We start from the raw sequence: 20,730 nt of genomic DNA on the forward strand, positions 1-20,730 counted from the left end.
GTTTGAGGTTGTGCAATGACAACATTTTTGGAGCAAGCTCAGCAGCTTTTGGCCCAAATGGACGAACGCGAACAGCAATTGGCCTTGACCATCATTCAGCGCATTAGCAAACATCAAGGCTATGGCGCAGCCTTTACCTGGAGTTTGGGCGTGGTCTACGAGGATGTGCAGCCAGGGCGCTCGCGCTGCTCAATGCAAATCGACCCTGGCCATTACAATCCTGCTGGCATTGCCCATGGCGGCGTTGCCTACAGTTTGCTCGATACTGCGATGGGCAGCGCATTTTGGACGGCGCTGGAACGACCATTGGGTTGTGCCACGCTCGAATTAAAAATTAATTACCTGCGGCCCATTGTTGACGGCAATATTATTGCTAGCGCCGAACTGGTCGAACGCACGACCCGCTTTGGAATTTTGACTGGGCGGGTCGTCAACGAAGCTGGTGATTTGTTGGCATTGGGTCAAGGCACATTTGCAATTATTAATTATCCTAAGGAGTAACCGATGCAGATTATCTTGGCCGATGTGCAACCAGCTATGGTCGCCGCATGGCAACAAATTTGTGGCGATTGCCGAATGTTAGCATTCAGCATGGCTCAATTCTCGATTGCACAACTGATGCCGTGGTTAGCCCCGCCAATAGCTTTGGCTTTATGGATGGCGCCATCGATATGCTATACAGTCGCTTTTTTGGCTGGCATGTGCAAGAGCGCTTGCAAACAATCATTCAACAGGAGCATTTTGGCGAGTTGTTGATTGGCAAGGCGGCGCTGGTGCCAACCGATCATGCCAAAATTCCATTTGTGATTGCCGCGCCAACCATGCGCGTGCCCATGATTTTGCAAGGCACGGTCAACCCATATCTGGCCTGTCGAGCGGTATTACTGCTGATCAAACATGGGCAATTTGCTGGCCAAGCAATTGCTGAATTGGTCAAAACTGTGGCGATTCCTGGCTTGGGAACGGGGGTTGGGCGGGTTGCGCCACAAGTTTGTGCGCGCCAAATTCGGGCCGCAATCGAGGAGGTTTATGGCGCAGGGCCGCAATTTCCCAGCAGTTGGTGGGAGGCGCAAGCCCGCCATCAATGGTTGTATGGGGCCGAACCGCGCGATTTACAACGTGAAGGCTAAGCAGCATCCTCACCAAGGATGAGTGCAAATCACCCGAAAAAACACCCATGCAGGTTCCCCCAAAAGTTTTTCTTTTTAATCTCTTTATGCTAGCATAGGGTCAATCTTTACGACCGCTATTCGTATTCTTGGAAAGGACGTAGCAATGTCGCGAATCCGCGCTTCATTCCGTATCGCCATTGTTCTATTGGCACTGTTGTTCCTAGTTGGGCCTGTTTTTGTTGCCCGTGCCCAAACGAACCCAGCTCAAGCCCCAGTTCAAAGCGCAGCAATTCCCAACGATACCCAGTATCTTTGGATTGCAGGCAGCTCGTTTCAAACCCGCGACTCAACCACGGCCTTTGAAACAACCCGCAACACCAATAATCAACCAACTGGTTGTATTTATGCCACCAGCAGTGGCGAATTTACGGCTCCGGTTGCAGTGCCCAACGGCGCAACCATCTTAGGCTTGGATTATTATCTCAACGACACGGGCACCAGCCAAACCAAAGCTGAGTTGACGCTTAACGACAGCGATATGATTATGCCTCGTGAATTGATCACGGTGGAAATTTCAAGCTCGATTGGTTTGACCAACACCTATGCGCCAATTCGCGCGCCATATGCTCCGTATGTGGTCAACATGCAAAATCGCGGCTTGTTCTTGGAATGGTTTCCCCGCGTAACCAATGCCTCGATGCAATTGTGTGGCGTGCGGATTGCCTACACCGCGCCAGCAGAGCCACGCCCAGCGACCGATTATTTGTTTATCGTTGGTAGCACCTTGGTCAACACCAACTCAGCCACCGAACATGGTTATGCTGGGGCTGGCTGTACCTTTGTTAAAATCAATGGTCGCACCTTGAATGCTGATGTCGACTTACCTCAAGGCAGCCAACTAACAGCGGTGCGCACCTATTTCCGTGATGTGAACAGCGCTGATCTGACGGTAAAACTGATCGCCTCAAATGGCCAAGGCGTAACCAATACGCTTGCCACCTTGACTAGACCAGTTTCCGATACAGCATTGGTCAACGCCGATCAAAACTTGAATTACACCGTCAATGAAAGCAACGAATCGTTGAGCGTGGTTGCTGATTTTGCTGGGGTTTTGAGCAATCAACTGCGCTTGTGTGGGGTTCGGTTCCAATATAGCAACCCTACGACCGAGCCAACCCAAGATAGCCGCTTCATCACCGGCAGCACCTTCGTGCCACGGCGCTCGAACGTCAACTACAGCAGCGATGCTAATGGCTGTGTCAACGTCAGCAACGAAATCGAAGATTTGACCGCCAACGTCACCGCGCCAGAAGGTGCGAAGGCCGCCCGCGTCACCTTCTACTACAAAAATGCTGCTGCTGGCCCAACCCTCAACTTGTATAGCTTTGTTGGCAGCGGCGAATTTACCCAAATCACCAGCGTCCCAGTGATGGGTACAGGCACGCAAAACTCAGTCAGCATCAACTACCCAATTGAGAACACCGATCAAGGCTTAGCCTTGGTGTGGGATGCTTCATCGGCGAGCAGCGAATATGCCTTGTGTGGAGCCAAGATTGACTTCCTCTACACCCAACAAGTGTTCTTGCCAATTGCCTTGAACAACTACTAAAGCAACCCTTAAACAGCATTTGTACTGGTTCGTTGCGTTAACGACGGTTTGCCACCTCACCCCCTAGCCTCCTCTCCCGCCCGCGGGAGAGGGGGAAAACCACGAGACCAGCGCTCCCCTCGCCCGCGTTCAGTGGGAGAGGGGCTGGGGGTGAGGGCATGCCGCTGGTTGCCAATCCAATGAACCAATACAACGCTTAAACAGCAATGGCCGAAGTAATTTCGGCCATTGTTGCATTTTAGGCAGGTGGTTTATCTTTTTTGATCTCAGCCAAAATCAAATCGCGCAAGATCGGGTTGTTGACCGTATCGGGGGCTGGTGGTTTTGGTTCTGGTGGTTTTGGGGGATCTGCTGGTTTTTCTTCGACCTTCTTCGTTGCTTCTTTTTTAGTTTCCTTGCCATGGATTTTGAAAATCAAGCGTTGCAAGAGCCGCAAATTGACCAGCACAGCAATCGCCACAACGCCAAACAGCAACATTGTGGGAAAGCGCTCGATAAACACCATTGCCACGCGGCTACTCGCCGCCCACGGGCTGAGCATCAGATCATTATTATAAACATTGCCATAGCGCAAAATCAGGCTGAGCAGCAAGATGCCATTGAACAAGCCAGCGCCAGCGCCAAACCAACGCGAGCGACCCAAGGCCAATTGCTTGCGCGAAGGCAAAAGCAAGGCCCCGCCATAGCCGATAAAAATCGTGCAAATAAGCAGCAGAATAATCGAGATCCACGCAGTCGTATCGGCAATATCTTGATTGAAGCGGGTGGCATTATTTGGCCCCCAAATTGGCCCCCAAAGCTCAGCCAGCAACGCTCCCAACAAAATGCCGATTAATGTCATGGCCTCGCGCTGAATCCCCCGACTCGCGCCTAAAATGGTCAAACCCAGCGGGACACCCAGCAACAATCCATTGAAGACTAGACCCACAACAACCTTCCTTTTGTGCTGATGGTTTTGCTACGAGCTATGATAGCACAGCCCTTGCCTGATTCGCACAACCAAAAGCGGCCTTTCGAACCTCGAAAGACCGCTTTTGTACCGCTGATTGATTAGGTTTACTTATTGCGAGTTAGCTCGCACATAGTAGCCTTGATCGAGATATTGTGGGCTGAACAACACCAAATCGGTTGCATCAGGAGCCACATCAAAGACCAACGCCGTGGTGAAGTTGCCACCTGGCGCGGTTTGTTTTTGGTTGATGTATGGGAAACCACGATTAACAAAATCGGGGTAGACATTGGTTACTGCTTCGGAAGCATCAAGGTTGGCGCGATACACGCGGCCTTGTGCATCTTTCAACACAACCAAATCGGCAGGAATGTTGCGACCACCAGCAGTGTCGGCCATCAACAAGCGCACCGCAATCCAACGGCCTTGAGGCTGAAGGTTAATCGCATTGCCATCGGCAACCAAATTGCCACCAGCATAGTTGAAGAACCAACCATCAACATTCAATGGAATCGTGCCATCAGAAGGCAACAAGGCTGGTTGAGCACTGCCCAATTGTTGATCGACTGGGAAGGTGTTGGGATCAACGATTGGTGGTACTGGGGTTGGCTGTGGCACATTTGGATCTGGCGTTGGCTCAACGATTGGCGTTGCCAAGGCCAAATCAGCGGTTGGCGAAATTGGCTGGGTTACGCCGCCACCAATTGCGGTTGGCTGTGGGGTGTTCAAATTGGCAACTGGATCAGGATCGCCTGAGAAAATGAACTTCCAAGCCAAGAAGCCCAACAAGAACAACAGCACAACCCCAACCACAGCGCGGATTAAGGCGCTGTTGCCTTGGTTGGTTTTGCGTTTGCCGCCACGGGGCGTAACATTATTGCTTTCTGCAGTTGCAGCCGACAAGGTTGGTGAACGGCGAATTGGTTTTTTCGCTTCTTCGGGCTTGACTTCGATTTGCGAAACATCGACCCGTTCGCGGTTCATGTAGGCATCGAGGTCGAGATCATCGCCAAAATCTGGAATATCGAAATCGACCGATGAATCGTTGCCACTCTTTTGGCGATCGCTCATGGCGTTTGAATAACTGCCCAGCGAATCCAACGACATGGCAAATTCTTCATCTGGCGTTAGTTCGCGGGTTCGTGCAGGCTCTGCTTTGGCAGCAGGTGCAGGAGTTGGTTCAACAGCACGCGGGCTTGGTTGCCCCCAATCGACATCAAAATCATCTAATGCGGTAGTGGTTGCTGGCTCCACAAAAACTGGTGCAGGTTCTGGGGCAGGCGGTGGTGTTTGAACAGCAGGCTTAGCCGTAGGGCCACCAAGTGCCTCTAAACCTTGACGAGCCAATTCATTCGACGGATCGAGTTCGGTGACTTTCTCCAGCGCAGCACGCTTTTCCTCGCGATCCTCGGCAACCCCAGCCAACCACAGCCATGCTTGGGGGTCAGATGGAGTTTCGCGGGTCAGCAAACGGAAAAGTTTCCGCGCCTCTTCTTTGTCACCCGCACGCGCAGCTTCGATACCGAGCTGCAGGATGCTCTCTTTGTCTGCCATGCGGTCTCCTTGCCTGCACGTATTGTTCCAGGCACTAGCGCACAATTTGTGCCATAAGAGAGGGATACAACGGTATTGGGCGTTATTGTATCACACGCCTTAGATGCGGGCAAAGCCTATTATTCAGCGTTATGGGTGATTTTTGGTAAACTAGGGGTTTTGTCAAAGATCAAAATCTGTGTAGCATGACGGTAGTGGTCTTTTCACCCAAGCTCAGCATGAAGGAGTTGTCTATGGCTAGTCGTCCAGATTTTCGTTATGTTGCCCACACGTTGGTGGAGCAATTGATCACTGATCGCCGTGATTTACACCAGCACCCTGAACTTGGCTTCGAAGAATTTCGCACTGCCAAAATTGTGGCCGATCGCTTACGCGAACTGGGCTACGAGGTGACGGAAGGGCTGGCCACAACTGGCGTTTTAGGCCATATTCGAGCCCAACCAGGCGGCAAAGTTGCCATGCTGCGCTTCGATATGGATGCCTTGCCAATTCACGAGCAAAACGATGTTGATTATCGCTCAACCATTGATGGCAAAATGCATGCCTGCGGCCACGATGGCCACGTTGCAATCGGCTTGGGCGTTGCGGCAGCCTTGATGCAAAACTGCGAAGCCCTTGGCACTGGTGGGATCAAATTGCTGTTCCAGCCAGCAGAAGAAGGTGGCGGGGGCGCGCAAAAGATGGTCGAGGCTGGCGCGATGGAAAATCCTCGGCCTGATATTTCGCTGGGCTTGCATATTTGGGCACCAATGCCCTTGGGCACGGCCAATGTGCGTTCTGGGCCAATTATGGCTTCTGCCGATACGTTTAATGTGGAAATTACCGGCAAGGGCGGCCACGGCGCACAACCAGAAACCACCGTCGATTCGGTCTTGGTGGCTTCGCATATGGTCGTGGCCTTGCACTCAATTGTCAGTCGCAATATTCACCCTGAACAACCAGCAGTGCTATCGGTTGGCTCGGTGCAAGCAGGCACAGCTCACAACATCATCGCCCACAGCGCCACCCTGACTGGCACGATTCGTAGCTACGACCCAGAAGCCCGCGAGCGTTTGAAGCAACGGGTGCATGAAGTCGTACAAGGTGTAGCCGCAACTTTTGGCGCAAGCGCAGTTCTCAAATACGATGAAATGTGCCCAGCGACGATCTGTGATCCTGCGGCCACCGCCTTGGTACGCGGCGCAGCCGAAGCAATTTTGGGTGCTGAAAATGTCGATGATAGCATCCGCACCATGGGTTCGGAAGATATGTCGGTCTTGTTGAATGAAGTGCCTGGCTGCTACTTCTTCTTGGGTGGCCAAACCTTGGAGCGTGAATTGGGCGCGCATCCCCATCATCACCCAGCATTTAGCTTTGATGAAGGGGTTTTACCCTTGGGTGTAGCGATTTTATGTGAAGCTACCACCCGCTATCTCAATGGGGGCAACCAATGAGACAGCGCGTTTGGTTACAACGCTTCTTTCAAATTGGCATGATCTTTAGTTTGGCTGGCTGTGGGGCAACTGCCAGCACGCCAGTGCCCGAGCCGGTTCAAACTGTCACGCCAACAATTGTGCCCTTGCCCAAGCCAAGCCTCAGCGATAGCCCGCAATTCAACGGGGCCAATGCGATGGAATTTGCCAAAACCCAGATGCAATGGATTCCCCGCGACACTGGCACGCCTGGCTGGCAAGCCAACGGCGATTGGATTATCCAAACCTTACTTGAATATGGCTGGGATGTTGAAGAGCAATTTTTCAACGTGCCCGAAAATAAAAAAGGCCGCAACATTATTGCCAAACGTGGCACAGGGCCACTGGTGTTGCTTGGCGCGCACTACGATGCCCGCCGCTACGCCGATAATGATCCCGACCCCAATAAGCGGATGCAGCCAGTGCCAGCCGCCAATGACGGAGCCAGCGGGGTTGCCGTGCTACTTGAATTGGCGCGCGTGCTCAAGCCAGAACGGCTGAACGAGGAAGTTTGGCTGGTGTTTTTCGATGCTGAGGATAATGGCATCATTGGCGAGTGGGGCTGGACGCTTGGCTCAATCGACCTTGCACCCAAGCTCGAAACAGCACCTAAAGCAGTGGTGATCGTCGATATGATTGGCGATGCAGACCAGCAAATTTACCTTGAGCAAAGCTCTACGCCAGCGTTACGGGCCGAAATTTGGCAACAAGCAGCAGATTTGGGCTATACAACCTTCATCTCGGAAACCAAACATCATGTGCTTGATGATCACACGGCCTTCTTGCAGCAAGGCTTTAGCGCTGCCGACCTGATCGATTTTGATTACCCGCATTGGCACACCACCAATGACACAATCGATAAACTCAGCGCTACGGCACTAGAAGCAGTTGGGCGCACGCTTGAAGAGTGGCTGACCAAAAATTAACCATGATTAAACCCAAAGGCCACGGTTGCTCGACCGTGGCCTTTGGGTTTAACGGGCGTTTTCGCCGTAGAGCCGTTGGCGCAGCGAGGTGATGTCGTTGCGCAAACGAGCATCGCTATTAATTTCGTCGTTGATTTTGTTATAGCCATGCATCACGGTGGTATGGTCGCGACCGCCGAGCAATTCGCCAATTTCCACCAGCGAGGCATCGGTTTCTTCGCGCAGCAAATACATCACAACTTGGCGCGGCAAAACGACGTTGCGCGAGCGGCCACGGCCACGAATCGCGCGTTGGTCGATGCCATAATGCTGTGAAACTTCGCGAAAAATATCATCAGATGTGACCCGTTTGCGGCGACTGGTATCGAGCAAATCGGCCAAGGCCGCAGAAGCAACCTCAACCGTCACTGGCGTGCGATTAAGATTGGCATAGGCAATCACCCGATTTAAACAGCCTTCCAGCTCGCGAATATTGCTTTGAATGCGTTGGGCCAAAAAGTCGATCACATCGGATGAAACTGGCACCTGCAAAGTTTCGCCTTTGGCGCGCAAAATTGCCGTCCGCGTTTCGAGATCCGGGTTTTGCACATCGACAATCAAGCCCCATTCAAAGCGCGAGCGTAAGCGTTCTTCGAGGGTTAAAATCGCTTTTGGCGGGCGATCGGAGCTGAGTACGATTTGCTTGCCAGCGCCATGCAAGGTGTTGAAGGTATGGAAAAACTCTTCCTGCGTGCCTTCTTTACCAGCGATAAATTGAATATCGTCGATTAGCAAAATATCGATATTGCGGTAGCGAATGCGAAACTCTTCGGTTTGTTGGCGACGAATAGCGTTGATCAAATCGTTGGTGAATTTCTCCGACGACACATAGAGCACATTCACTTCTGGATTGCGATCCAAGGCATAGTTGCCAATTGCCTGCAACAAGTGGGTTTTGCCCAACCCAACGCCGCCATACAAAAACAGCGGGTTATAGGCTTGGGCGGGGTGTTCGGCCACCGCCATACAAGCGGCATGAGCCAAACGGTTGGAGCTACCAACAATAAACGACGAGAAGGTATAGCGCGGGTTGAGCACCGATGAGCGATTAGGATCGCCCAAGGGCAATTGGTTGAGCATCGGCGCAGGTTGGTTGAAACTGGCAAAACTTGGCTCAACCACCTCGGCTGCTTGGCTGGGTTCGGCTGGCGTGGGCGTGGCAGGCTCGCTTGGCGCAGCAGGAGCACTGCTGATAATCACCCTCACATTCACTTGATAGCCCAACACCTCGCCTAAAGCACGGCGTAACACACTCATAAAACGATCTTCGATCACCTGCTTGGTCGTGACATTCGGCGCGCCAATCACGGCTAAATCGTTGGCAAGCGAAACCAGGGCTGTGGTTTTGAGCCAGGTATCATAATCGTAACGAAGTATTTGGTTTTGCAAAGTCCCGAGGGTTGTCAACCAAATCTGTTTTGTATCCAAAATTAAAAGCTCCTCTGTGCTGGTGGGTCGTCCAACTCGCCGTTGAGTTCATCAGCCCACAGGAGAGTAAATCGTATCGATGTAGGCATAAATGTAGCTTGCATGATAGCGGATAGTAGCGTTTCTTGGCAAACTCGCATGGGTGCTGCCAACAGGGTGTGGATAAGCAAATTTGTGGATATGTGGAAAACCATGTCTAGCACTAGAGTAATAGCCATATTTTGCTGATTAGAATGGGCTATTTGCTGCCTACAACGCTCTTGAATAGCATGTTGATAAGCAGTGGAACGCTGTGGAAAACAGCCTAAAAACGGAGACATTATAGTCTCCGTTGATCATGGTCGTTTAGGCAGCGCGTTGATCATTTTTGCTACGATTGGGGTTATTGCGGCGCGCAAGATTGGTTGAGCCACAGGCATGGCATTTGGCATTATGCGGCAACGGCCCTGAGATTTGCATTTCATGATTGCATTTTTTGCAGACCAAGGCCTCGGTCGCGAAATCGCTCACATCTTCGTAGCGGCCTGTTTTGATCATCTTCATTGAATGCCTCCTTCGGCATGTGAGTTGCTGCTTTTCACTATAGCTAGCTACCCGCCGCAAGGCGACCCTTGAAGATGACAAATCAAGGACATTTGCGAATGAATTGGTTGTTAATGATGAAGATACGTTCCCTCACCCCAACCCCTCTCCCGTGGCGCGGGCGAGGGGCTTTAACAGCGTGGTTCGCTCCCAATTCCTTGGTGCATGAACCATGGATGCTCCCCCTCGCCCGCGTTCAGTGGGAGAGGGGGTTGGGGGGTGAGGGATCTTTTTCCCTATTTCACGACGTATGGCAAATAGACCAGCCACTCGTCGTCGTCGACAATCGTGACTTCGATGCTGGCAGTGCCAAGCGTGAGGTTGCTTGGATTGCTCAAGCCAATGCTAAAGGTTTCGTTTGGCTCTTTAATGCGATCGCCAACAATGCTGATGCTGACCACTTTTTGGGTTTCGCCAGCAGCGAAGTTGAGGGTCAGGTTTTGGCCAACGAAGTCGCTGCCAGCGCTAGCAGTGCCCGCAGTTGTGGCTATTTGCACGCTGCTTGCGCGACCGCTGGCCGTCGAAAGGGTCACGGTAAATTGCAAGGTCGTGGTGATGCCACTGCCTTCAATCACGCTGTTGAGGCCACTCAAAGCCACACTTGGCGTTGGGTCGTTATCAACAATCGTGACTGCGCCAGCAGTGCCGAGGGTTGCGCCACCTGTTGCGCTGCTCAGTACGAGGGTAAAGGTTTCATCGGCCTCATCCAAGAGATCGCCAAGCACCACGACGGTTACGGTTTTGGTCAGTTCGCCTGGCGCAAAATTGAGCGTGCCAGCGGCAGGCGTAAAGTCGGTGCCGCTCAAAGCTGTGCCCGCCAAAGTTGAGTAGTTGACGCTCACAGCGGTCGCGCTAGGGTTGGATAAGCTGACGGTGAAGGTTGCATTGACGCTGTTGGCATCGCCTTCGGTGACGCTGATAGTGTTGGCGTTGATCGTTGGCGCACCATCGTCGTCAATAATCGTGCCAATTGCATTGGAGTTCAACAAGCTCGCATTTTGCGGGTTGCTGACGGTGACGGTAAAGGTTTCGTTGCTTTCGTCGATCAGATCGCCATTGACGTTTACAAAGATGTTTTGGCTCAACTGACCTGCGGGAATTGTTAAGGTGCCGCTGATCGCGGTGTAGTCGCTACCAGCGGTTGCGGTGTTGTCGAAGGTGGCGTAATGCACGGTCACAGCTTGGCCGCTCACTGCTGAAAGGGTTGCAGTCACGGTCAAAGGCTTGCTGCCCGTATTGCCTTCGAGCACTGGAAAGCCAGTAAGATCGAGCATTGGCGCTGCGTCATCATCGAGAATAACGACCGTGCAAGCACTGCCAGCTGTGGCGTTGCTTGGGTTGCTCAACTCAACAGTAAACGATTCATCAGTTTCATCGATCAGATCGCCCAAAACTTGCACATCGATGGTTTTGCTGGTTTCGCCTGGGGCAAAGCTCAGCGAGCCATTGCTGCTGGTGAAATCAACATTGGCGGTGGCCGAACCAGCGACGGTTGCATAATCAACCGTGATCAGGCTGCTGCTTGGGTTGCTCAGGCTCACATTCAGGGTCACGGTTACGCTGCCGCTGTTGCCTTCGCTCACTTCGCCATTCGCCACTGTAATAACTGGCGTTGCATCATCGTCGAGAATCGTGGCAACTGCTTCATCGTTGCTAATCGTGGTGTTGACAGCGTTGCTCAGCGCCACGTTGATCGTTTCGTCTGGCTCGTCGATCAAATCGCCAACCGTAGCAATATCGATGGTTTTGCTGGTTTCGCCTGGGGCAAAATTGAGCGTGCCAGTAATTGTGGTGTAATCGCTGGGAGCGCTCGCCGTGCCATCGATGGTCACAAATTCAACGCTGATTGGCAGATAGCTAGCATTTGAAAGCGTGACTGGCACAGTAATTTGGCCAGGTGTGCCACTACCTTCATTCGTGCTAGCAGCATTCACGCTGATGGTTGGTGCGCTGTCGTCATTGGTAATGGAGCCAATGCCTTGGCCATCGCCAATTGCGGCGTTGGTGGCGCTCAACAAATTGATAAAGAAGCGTTCGTTAAGTTCAAATTGGCTATCGCCATGAACTTCAATCGTCACTGGCACGCTCAAGCTATTAGCTGGAATCGTGGCGGTGCTGCTGGCGGCGGTGTAGTCTGCTGGCGCAATCGCCGTATCATCAGCGGTTACATAGCTCACAACCACTGGGCTGGCACTGACCGCCGATAAGCTCAAGGTAAAGTTCAGATTGGTCGTGCCACTATTGCCTTCGACCACCGTTACATCGTTGACGCTGACGCTTGGCAAGTTGCCAACCGACGAACAGCGTGAGAATTCCGAGGTGTTGCCGTTGGCATCAACCGCCGTTGCGGTCACCCGTTGGCCCAAAGCCACGGTCGTGGTCAAATTGGCAGTGTAGGAAATTGCGCCTGTTGCGCCGGTATTGATCGCGTAGGAGCCGATGTAGGTTTGGCCTTCGCCAAAGTTGCTTGGATCGCACGCACCTTGGCCATAGAAATCGAGGGTCAAGGCCGCATTTGGTGCGCCAATATACGAGCCAATAATTTGGGTTAAGCCACCACCAGAGCTGGTCGATTCAACAATTGGATAATTGAGCAAATTGTTTGGCCCAGTATCGCTGTCGTTGGCATCATTGGCGGTTACGCCATCGCCGTTGGCATTATTATCGGGGCCAAGGTCGATGCCCAAGCGATTGTTGCTAAAAATGCTGTTGCGCTGAATCCGTTGGGTCGTGGCAACTGCCGCACCTTGGGTAATCAGCACGCCATTCTTGGCGTTGAAGGCAATCACGTTGCCAGCGCCTTGGGCCGAGCCGCCGATGGTTGTGTTTGTGCCAGCAGCCACCCGCACGCCGTTGAATTGGTTGGCGACCCCAGTTGGGCTGGCAGGAGCAATAAAGGCATTGGTGCCAATGTAATTGCCTTGAATCACATTCGCTGCCGAGCTTGCAGTAAAGATGTTGATCCCGTTATTGCCGTTGCCCGAAATCACGTTGCGCTCGCCGATGGTCAAGCCACCAATTTGGGTGTTGCGCGCGCCGTCGAGCTTGATGCCATCACTCACATTGCCAAGCGCTGCATTACCATTGAGCGTCGTGCCAATGTAGTTGCCCTTGATGATATTGCCAATCGCCGAGCCGCCGCCAATTACAATCCCGTTGCTATTGGCTGAGATCAAGTTGCGTTCGGCGGTGGTTGTGCCACCAATCGTATTGCCGCCAACATTGAAGATATAAACCCCAGCCGAGCTATTGCCCAAGGCCGAGCCACCGCCATTGTTGGTGCCGATGTAGTTACCAGAAATTTTATTGTTGGTTGCGCCAGCCTCGATAATTGCCACGCCATCGCTGTTGTTGCCAGAGATCACGTTGCGTTCAGCGGTTGTGCCGCCAACCAAGGTATTGGCGCTGCGATCGATAAAGACCCCGCGTTGGCTATTGCCAATATCGAGGGTTGCGCCAATGTTGGTGCCAATAAAGTTGCCTTGAATGCGGTTGCCCAATGGCGCTGAGGTAACGTTGACCAGCACGCCATGCTCGACGTTGCCAGAAATAATGTTGCCCAGCGTACCAAACGTACCGCCAACTTGATTGTTATCGCTGCCGATGCGCACGCCGCTCTTGCTATTGCCAAGCGCTGCATTGCTGTTCAGGCTGGTGCCGATGTAATTATTTTGGATGGTTGTGGCATTTGCCCCAGCCACCAGCGTAATCCCATCGCCATCGTTGCCAGAAATTAAGTTGCGAGCATTCGAGCCGCTGCTGCCACCAATTAAGGTGTTGGCAGATTCGACGCGTACACCCGACAGGCCATTGCCAGCATCGACTGTGCCCGAAGGATCAGTACCGATGAAATTACATTCCAGCGTGTTGCGGCCAAGAGTTGCCAAACGCACGCCATTGCCAGCAAAACGATTAATTACCAAGCCGCGAATAAGGCTATTGCCGCCAGTTACATCGAGGCCATTAACGTTTGCGCCAGCCAACGAGCCGTTTAATTCGATCACCGGAGCGTTGCATGCAGCGCCAGCTTGGCTCAAGCCATCGAGAATCACCGGAGCGCTGATCGTTGGCAAGGCTGCGGTTGGCGAGATTGTGCGCACGCCGCTACCAAGCAAATTAAAGCGAATCGTATCGGTTTGGGGCGTGGTGTTAGCCAATGTAATAGCTTCGCGCAACGAACAATTGAACGTCGTACATGCTCCATCATTTGTATCCAAATTGGTGCTAACCAAAATTGGCGAGGTTTGGACGCTGTTGCTCGCTTCAAATGCGCCAATATCCAAGCGGCCTTCGCGCACGCGCACAAAGCCAGGCCCACGTTGATCGGTGGCTGGCAAGCCAATTGGCGCAGGATCGCCAGCGTTATAGGCTGGGCTATTTTGTAACACAGCTGCGGTTGGCGTGCCGCCGCCGTTGTTCTGCACATCGCCAATTGCAGGGTCTTGGCCAGTAATATTGCTGGCGGTTGAGCCACTAAATACCGCGCCGCTGGGCACAGTTTCAATCAAGTTATAGCCATTTGAGGTGATGGTTTGGCCAGTGCCAACCCCAACATCGGCGCTGGTCAAGGGTGTATTGGCAGCTCGTTGGGTATTGTTGGCCACAATCGTGTTATACAAGCTAACGCGTAAACCAGGCTGGCCGCTAGTTGTAAACCCGTTAACAACCCCACCAACGATCGAGCCGCTACTATTTGAAGCGGCATTGTAGGCAATTGTGCTGTAGTAGACATCGATAATGCCATTGTTATCGTTGTAAATCGCAGCGCCCGCCTTGCCACGGTTGTAGGCAATCGTGGTGTTGGTGATTGCCGTGGTCAAGTTGGCAGGAGGATTTTGAATATTAACGTGGTGAATCCCAGCGCCCAAGCCTGAGCCGCTGGTGATGCCGCCAGAGGTGCTGGTGACGGTATTGCTCAAGACAGCGCTATTGACAATCGTGGTGATGCTGCCGCTGGTGCTAAATGCGCCACCATTAGCGGGCGCAGTATTGCCCATAATCACGCTATTGTAGACCCGCAAAATCCCAGCAACACCGCTGGTGCGTTGGTTGCGCAATGCACCGCCATTGCCGCTGGTGCCAGCAGTATTGGAAAGCACAGCCGTATTGCTGATAACAACCGTGCCACCTTGGTTGAGCACAGCGCCACCGTTGGCAATGCCCGTATTTGGGGCTTTACCACGTTGCAAGGTCAAGTTGTAGATTGCAAGATTGGCAGTTGTCGCCGTAACATTGAAGAGGCGCACGCTATTGTTGCCATCGATTTTCAGGCCAGGCGCGGCGGCTCCATCAATCACAACCACCCGCGCAACGCTCAATTCAGCAGTTAATGTGATCGTTTGGCCTGCCAAACTTGGGTCAAACACAATTGGCGAACAGCTTGCGTTGATCAAGGCTGCCCGGAGCGAACCAGCTGGCGGCGAGGCTGCGTCGCTGGTGTTGGTAACCGTACAAACCGCAGTTGGCGCGCTGGCAGAACGGGCTTCAGGAAGCTGTGGTGCTGCAATGCGTGCTGCTGTTGGTTGAATTGGAACAACAAATAATGCCAACAAGAGTGCCAAATTAAGCACCAATGCACGACGACGAACCTGCGGTTGCAAAGTTCGCCCTTGATCAGGGAATTGGAGCATACAAACCTCGTACTAGACTCTCGAAGAGCAACCCTGCGCTGAGCATCATTACTCTTGAGGCCAATTAAGTGGAGACGATCAGCATAGCTTCAGCCGAGCTTAAGCCATCACCAACCTATGCCGCTGGTTAGTACGAAGCGGAGCAGTAAGTTATGACTAAGGTACTACTGAAGTGCATGGCGATTATATGCCAAGGTTATAGCAATTGCTAGGGAAAAATTTATTAAAATTGCAGTTAATAGTGGTTCCAATTTTAACCAATTAATATATTTTTATGACTAAAAATGAGGCTCTTGTATAGCGAAACCGCGAAGGACGCGAAGCACGCGAAGAGCGAGGGATGAAAAGTGATCATTCGTGGAATTCGTGCAATTCGTGGCAAAAAATGTTCATGGCTATTGGCGATTGGCGATTGGGAAATGAATCTGTGGAATGTGAGGCAATTGGTGGCATGCCCTCCCCCCCAGCCCCTCACCCGTGGCGCGGGCGAGGGGAGCGGACGCTTTTTTACCACGCATTGCGGCAGAACCACCAAGTTAAAGCCCCTCGCCCGCGCCACGGGCGAGGGGTTGGGGTGAGGGGAATCGTTCTTCGTGGTTAAATAAAGCTTTATGGATGGTTAATCTGGTTTTTTCATCCTTCATCCCTCATCCTTCATCCCTTTTAAAATCCTCGGCGGCGGGTTTTCAAAATGGCAATTTTGGTCGAATGATTGAACGGCGCAGGATTGGTCACCGGCTTGCCAGCCCGCGTAGCCGGATAGCCCGTGAAATCTTGGCCAATATCAATAAACTGATCAATCGTGACATAGCCATCGGCACAAATTTTTTCGAGCAGCTCGATATATTCAGCACCGCTTAAAAACAGGGCGTTGTTGATCGCGATAATCGTGCCGTTATGCTCCATCAGTGGCCGCACCCGATTTAGCACCTTGGTATAATTTTGGGCCAAATCGACAACGCCATGGTCGGTGGCAGCAAACATTGGCGGATCAACAATCACACAATCAAATAACTCTTCTTTGCGCTTAAACTTGTTGATTTGCAGCCAAAAGTCTTCAGTTTGAAAATCGGCTTTGTTAATCGGAAAGCCATTCAAGGTATGCGAGGTTTTGGCAACATTCAAAAAGCGCCGATTGCGGTCGGTTTGTACCACTCGTTTTGCGCCTGCGGCAACCGCGGCCACGCCCAAACTGCCAGTATAGGCAAAGGTGTTGAGCACAGTTTTATCAGCCAAGTTGGCCAAAATCCACTCGCGTAGGTTGCGCGTATCCAAGTAGAGGCTTGAATCGCGGTTCATGGTCAGATCAAGCGCATACCAAACCCCATGCTCGCGCACGCGGGTGGCCAGCTTTTCGCCATAGCGCAAAACCCCATTTTGGGCAGTTTCATCATCGGTATTGCGGGTTTTGACCAAAATTGATTCGAGCCATGACAAGCGAGTTGGCAACCAAGCCAGCACTTGCTCAACCAAGGCCTCGCCAGCCTTAGCAGGCTCTGCGTAGTTATGTACAACGGCGGTTGTCGCATATACATCAATCACAATTTTGGGTTCGCCTTCAAGAAACCCATTGAACAAGCGTAAACCAGCTTGATGGCGTTCGTCAAACAAACTCTCGCGAGCAACAATCGCCCGCTCTATTCGATCAGTCAAATTCACGACTGGCATATTGTATCCTTATTGTTGCCAACAGATCATTAGCATTATGCTATTTTAACCGAAATCGCAAATAAGGATCGAATCGAAGCAAACAGTGGTTTGGAATTACGAAGCATTTAGCCCTGAACTTTATAAAAGCAACTCTACAAAAGTAGTTTTGTCCGCCTATGACCTGATGAACAAGCTATAAAACATATTGCTCAAGGAGTTGTTGATAACGAATATATGTTTCTCCTGAGTGAAGAGCATATCGATTTGCGGTCATGCGACAAGTGCGGAACGCTGAACTTAAGTCGAAGGCAATATAATTGATTCCATCAAAATGCTACATATCGCTACTAATAATGAGGAGTTTTGCCAATTAACTTTCAAATGCGCCACCAGCAGTGTTAAATTAAAATACAGCAAGCATTAGCTTAATTTATGCTGCGGCATTGAGATCAAACAGTGCTGGCCGCAGTGCTTGATTTACAGACTAACGATCTAATCGATTAAGAAACTCCTAGCTAATATGCTAAAATAATTCTCGTTCCTGCTGCTTACGGGGAGAATTTCATGACCATTACAACATTCCTCAATGATATTTCCAAACTTCTTAAGACTAGTTCCGCTACCGAACACAGCTATCGTCCAGCGCTGCAAGCGTTATTTCAAGACGTGTTGAAGGTTGAGGCAATTAACGAGCCGAAGCACGAGAAATATGGTGCACCAGATTTTGTAATTATGCGTGGCGCAATACCAATTGGTCATGTGGAAGCAAAAAACATTGGCATCAAACTAGAGTCTGTTATTCGAGAGAGTGAAGAGGCCGAACCCAAAACAAAAAATGCCCAGCAACTTCAACGCTATAGATCAGCTTTACCCAATTTGCTATATACTGATGGGTTGGTGTGGTATTGGTTTCGTCATGGAGTCCTGCAAAACACTGAACCGGTTATATTAGCTACTTGGAACGATATATCTAAAAAACTTATACAAACTTCAACCGGAATAAATGATCTCTTAAAATTATTAGCCCAGTTTGGAAACGATGTAAGTTCGAACATAACGAATCCGCGTGATTTAGCAGAACGTTTGGCAAGAATTGCACAATGGTTGCGTGATGATATCCAAGAGTTATTTAAAGAGCAGACTTCACAAGGTTCATTGCATCAACAGCTTGAAGCATTTAGAAAGACTTTACTACCCGGTTTGAAATCAGATCGATTTGCTGATATGTATGCTCAAACAATAGTATATGGCTTATTTGCAGCAAGAGTTGCACAACCAACCAATACTACATTTAGTCGTTTTGATGCTGCACAAACTATTCCAAAAACAAATCCATTTCTAAGATCATTATTTCAACAAATTGCGGGCTATGATCTTGATGAACGGATTGCATGGTTAGTCGATGATTGCGCGGCGCTCCTAGCATATACTAATATGACTGAGGTAATGCGTGATTTTGGTAGAGCAACGCGCCAAGAAGATCCAGTTTTTCATTTTTATGAAACATTTTTAGCTGCTTATAATCCAAAAATGCGTGCAGCTCTCGGTGTTTACTATACACCAGAGCCAGTTGTAAGTTTTATGGTACATGCAATTCATCGAATTTTGCAAACAGAGTTTAACAAACCTATGGGGTTGGCAGATGAAAATACTATCATTCTTGATCCTGCTGCTGGAACCGCTACCTTTCTTAACGCCGTAATTCAAAAAATTCATCAGGAGATTGTCGCCCAAGGTTTGGCTGGTACTTGGGATCAATATGTTACTGAAAAACTATTAAACCGAGTATTTGGCTTTGAGCTACTTATGTCCCCCTACACCATTGCACATTTGAAACTTAGTTTGATCCTTAAAGAACTTGGTTATACTTTTGGCACAGATAAGCGGCTTGGTGTTTATCTCACTGATACGTTGGCTAATGCACCATCATTACAACAGGCATTTGCCTTTGGACAAACAATCGCTGAAGAAGGCCATGCAGCTAACGATGTAAAGCATAATAAGAACGTAATGGTTATACTTGGAAATCCACCATATTCAAAATCATCAAAAAATCAAGGATCATGGATTGAAGGATTGATGGACGACTATAAGAAAACAGTACGTTCTGAAGAAACTCAAATACAAGCATTATCTGATGATTATGCTAAATTCATACGTTTTGGTCATTGGCGTATTAAACAATCAAACTCAGGAATTTTAGCTCTCATAACAAATAATGGCTATCTCGATGGACCTATATTTAGAGATATGCGAAGATCATTATTGGATGATTTTGATGAAATTATTATCATCAATCTTGGTGGTGACTCGAAGAAAAACAGAGGATCTAGTAAAATTTCAGATCAGAATGTTTTCAATATACAACAAGGAGTATGCATATCGTTATTCATTAAAAACTCAAAAGAAAAAAAAGGTATTTCATATTATGAAATTACTGGAGATAGGAATAGTAAATATGAATTATTAAATAATAGTAACATTGAATTTCTTGCCGAATCATTTATTAAATTCACACCTAAAGAGCCTAATTTTCTATTTATACCTCTCAATTTTAGTAGTGAATTAAATTCAGAATTTCAAGAATACAGAAAATTACATGATATATTTGGCACAGGAAATCCAAAGAATGATAATCATAATTTATACGGTACTGCATTTTTAACACAACAAGATAGTTTTGCTATCTCTTTTGATATTCATACTCTTCAAGAGAGAATGAAAGATTTCATAAGCAATAATAACGAAGAGGAAATGAGAGAAAAGTATAATCTTTGTACCACAAATCAATGGAATTACGATAGAGCAAAGTCTGAAATACCAAATATTGATATTCTAAATTCCGTAAAAAAAGTGGCTTATAGGCCATTTGATTTCAGATATACTATTTTTGATAGAAATATATGTACAATTATACGTAAAAGAATAACTGATAAATTCAATAATCCTAATATTGCTCTATTAACAACTCGTAGAATAACTAGAGATCCATTTAATAATATATTTGTAGCAGATTCTTATCCTGAATATAAAATAGTGTCTCATGATAGAAATACAAGTGTATTTCCTTTATACATTTACACTGAAAACGAATTAGAGCAAGCTCGTATGCCTATTGAATTAAATAACAGTAATATTAAGCGCCGTTCTAACTTTAATATTACATTTATCAGAGATTTCGCAAATATGATCAACTTAACTTGGGTTGAGGATGGTAAGGGAGATCTTGTTAATACATTCGGTCCAGAAGATATATTTCATTACATATATGCAATCTTCCACAGCCCTATCTATCGTCATCGCTATGTAGAATTTCTAAAAATGGATTTTCCACGATTACCATTAACCAAAAACAAAAATCTATTTTCCATTCTTGTTGAACTAGGTGCCCAGCTAGTCGATCTCCACTTATTACGGTTGCCAGGATCTAGTGGTATAGGCGGCGCTGGAGGTGTAGAAATATTGAACCAGCCTTCAAAACAAGGAATAAGCTTCCCTATAGGAGGTAGTAGCTTGATTGAGAAGGTAACATACCTCGAAACTCACGATGGCTATTTTGGCGAAATCCAGATCAATGCCAAGCAAAAATTTATCGGTATTGATCCAGAAACCTGGAACGTACAAATTGGAGGCTATAAACCACTAGAAAAGTGGCTCAAAGACCGTAAAGGACGCACACTATCTACAAATGATATTACACACTACCTTAGAATAATTATTGCTCTTCGTGAAACACGACGGCTGATGAGTGACATCGATAAAGCGATTGGTAAATGGCCAATAGAATAGAATCGAGGGTT

The 20,730-nt window shown here is 49.3% G+C and carries 12 protein-coding genes; 6 read left to right on the forward strand and 6 right to left on the reverse strand.

Annotation, left to right across the window (positions count from 1 at the left end):
- Nucleotides 1-15: 15 nt before the first annotated feature.
- From ACFMKP_RS12765 to ACFMKP_RS12775, 3 genes are all read left to right on the forward strand, one after another.
- A complete protein-coding gene (locus tag ACFMKP_RS12765; protein ID WP_382292377.1) occupies nucleotides 16-501 on the forward strand; it encodes a PaaI family thioesterase in 486 nt (161 codons plus the stop codon).
- Nucleotides 502-548: 47 nt separating this feature from the next.
- Nucleotides 549-1,130: a macro domain-containing protein gene (locus ACFMKP_RS12770; protein ID WP_382292378.1), complete on the forward strand. Its 582-nt coding sequence runs from the start codon at nucleotides 549-551 to the stop codon at nucleotides 1,128-1,130.
- A gap of 145 nt (nucleotides 1,131-1,275) precedes the next feature.
- Nucleotides 1,276-2,721 carry a hypothetical protein gene (locus tag ACFMKP_RS12775; protein ID WP_382292379.1) on the forward strand — a complete coding sequence of 482 codons (1,446 nt, stop codon included), beginning with the start codon at nucleotides 1,276-1,278 and terminating at the stop codon, nucleotides 2,719-2,721.
- A 238-nt stretch (nucleotides 2,722-2,959) separates the two neighbouring features.
- On the opposite strand, the gene ACFMKP_RS12780 is transcribed toward ACFMKP_RS12775, so the two are convergent.
- Nucleotides 2,960-3,649, reverse strand: a complete 690-nt coding sequence (locus tag ACFMKP_RS12780; protein ID WP_382292380.1) for a CvpA family protein — start codon at nucleotides 3,647-3,649, stop codon at nucleotides 2,960-2,962.
- A 132-nt stretch (nucleotides 3,650-3,781) separates the two neighbouring features.
- Nucleotides 3,782-5,224: a tetratricopeptide repeat protein gene (locus ACFMKP_RS12785; protein WP_382292381.1), complete on the reverse strand. Its 1,443-nt coding sequence runs from the start codon at nucleotides 5,222-5,224 to the stop codon at nucleotides 3,782-3,784.
- Between the two features lie 233 nt (nucleotides 5,225-5,457).
- Here ACFMKP_RS12785 and ACFMKP_RS12790 point away from each other — a divergent pair, with 233 nt between their 5' ends.
- Both ACFMKP_RS12790 and ACFMKP_RS12795 read left to right on the forward strand, forming a co-directional pair.
- Nucleotides 5,458-6,657, forward strand: a complete 1,200-nt coding sequence (locus ACFMKP_RS12790) for a M20 family metallopeptidase (RefSeq protein WP_382292382.1) — start codon at nucleotides 5,458-5,460, stop codon at nucleotides 6,655-6,657.
- The gene (locus tag ACFMKP_RS12795) at nucleotides 6,654-7,601 is read left to right on the forward strand and encodes a M28 family peptidase (RefSeq protein ID WP_382292383.1); all 948 of its coding nucleotides are present in this window, start codon (nucleotides 6,654-6,656) and stop codon (nucleotides 7,599-7,601) included. Before ACFMKP_RS12790 ends, ACFMKP_RS12795 begins: the two co-directional genes overlap by 4 nt.
- Before the next feature lie 48 nt (nucleotides 7,602-7,649).
- Here ACFMKP_RS12795 and dnaA read toward each other — a convergent pair whose 3' ends face one another.
- From dnaA to ACFMKP_RS12815, 4 genes are all read right to left on the reverse strand, one after another.
- The gene (gene dnaA / locus ACFMKP_RS12800) at nucleotides 7,650-9,068 is read right to left on the reverse strand and encodes a chromosomal replication initiator protein DnaA (RefSeq protein WP_382292384.1); all 1,419 of its coding nucleotides are present in this window, start codon (nucleotides 9,066-9,068) and stop codon (nucleotides 7,650-7,652) included.
- Between the two features lie 345 nt (nucleotides 9,069-9,413).
- Nucleotides 9,414-9,611 carry a hypothetical protein gene (locus ACFMKP_RS12805; protein WP_054536618.1) on the reverse strand — a complete coding sequence of 66 codons (198 nt, stop codon included), beginning with the start codon at nucleotides 9,609-9,611 and terminating at the stop codon, nucleotides 9,414-9,416.
- A 275-nt stretch (nucleotides 9,612-9,886) separates the two neighbouring features.
- Complete coding sequence (locus ACFMKP_RS12810) at nucleotides 9,887-15,280, reverse strand: beta strand repeat-containing protein (RefSeq protein ID WP_382292385.1); 5,394 nt, start codon at nucleotides 15,278-15,280, stop codon at nucleotides 9,887-9,889.
- Between the two features lie 663 nt (nucleotides 15,281-15,943).
- Entirely contained in the window at nucleotides 15,944-16,948 is a 1,005-nt protein-coding gene (locus ACFMKP_RS12815) for a class I SAM-dependent methyltransferase (protein WP_382292386.1), read from the reverse strand.
- A gap of 546 nt (nucleotides 16,949-17,494) precedes the next feature.
- On the opposite strand from ACFMKP_RS12815, the gene ACFMKP_RS12820 reads away from it, so the two are divergent.
- Complete coding sequence (locus tag ACFMKP_RS12820) at nucleotides 17,495-20,719, forward strand: type ISP restriction/modification enzyme (RefSeq protein WP_382292387.1); 3,225 nt, start codon at nucleotides 17,495-17,497, stop codon at nucleotides 20,717-20,719.
- Nucleotides 20,720-20,730: the final 11 nt, after the last annotated feature.

The sequence above is a fragment of the Herpetosiphon sp. NSE202 genome, assembly GCF_042688385.1.
In the GTDB taxonomy this organism is placed as follows: Bacteria; Chloroflexota; Chloroflexia; order Chloroflexales; family Herpetosiphonaceae; genus Herpetosiphon.

Coding starts and splice junctions, on each gene's coding strand:
- ACFMKP_RS12765 (WP_382292377.1), top strand. CDS start 16: ATGACAACATTTTTGGAGCAAGCTCAGCAGCTTTTGGCCCAAATGGAC.
- ACFMKP_RS12770 (WP_382292378.1), top strand. CDS start 549: ATGGCAACAAATTTGTGGCGATTGCCGAATGTTAGCATTCAGCATGGC.
- ACFMKP_RS12775 (WP_382292379.1), top strand. CDS start 1,276: ATGTCGCGAATCCGCGCTTCATTCCGTATCGCCATTGTTCTATTGGCA.
- ACFMKP_RS12785 (WP_382292381.1), bottom strand. CDS start 5,224: ATGGCAGACAAAGAGAGCATCCTGCAGCTCGGTATCGAAGCTGCGCGT.
- ACFMKP_RS12790 (WP_382292382.1), top strand. CDS start 5,458: ATGGCTAGTCGTCCAGATTTTCGTTATGTTGCCCACACGTTGGTGGAG.
- ACFMKP_RS12795 (WP_382292383.1), top strand. CDS start 6,654: ATGAGACAGCGCGTTTGGTTACAACGCTTCTTTCAAATTGGCATGATC.
- ACFMKP_RS12805 (WP_054536618.1), bottom strand. CDS start 9,611: ATGAAGATGATCAAAACAGGCCGCTACGAAGATGTGAGCGATTTCGCG.
- ACFMKP_RS12810 (WP_382292385.1), bottom strand. CDS start 15,280: ATGCTCCAATTCCCTGATCAAGGGCGAACTTTGCAACCGCAGGTTCGT.
- ACFMKP_RS12815 (WP_382292386.1), bottom strand. CDS start 16,948: ATGCCAGTCGTGAATTTGACTGATCGAATAGAGCGGGCGATTGTTGCT.
- ACFMKP_RS12820 (WP_382292387.1), top strand. CDS start 17,495: ATGACCATTACAACATTCCTCAATGATATTTCCAAACTTCTTAAGACT.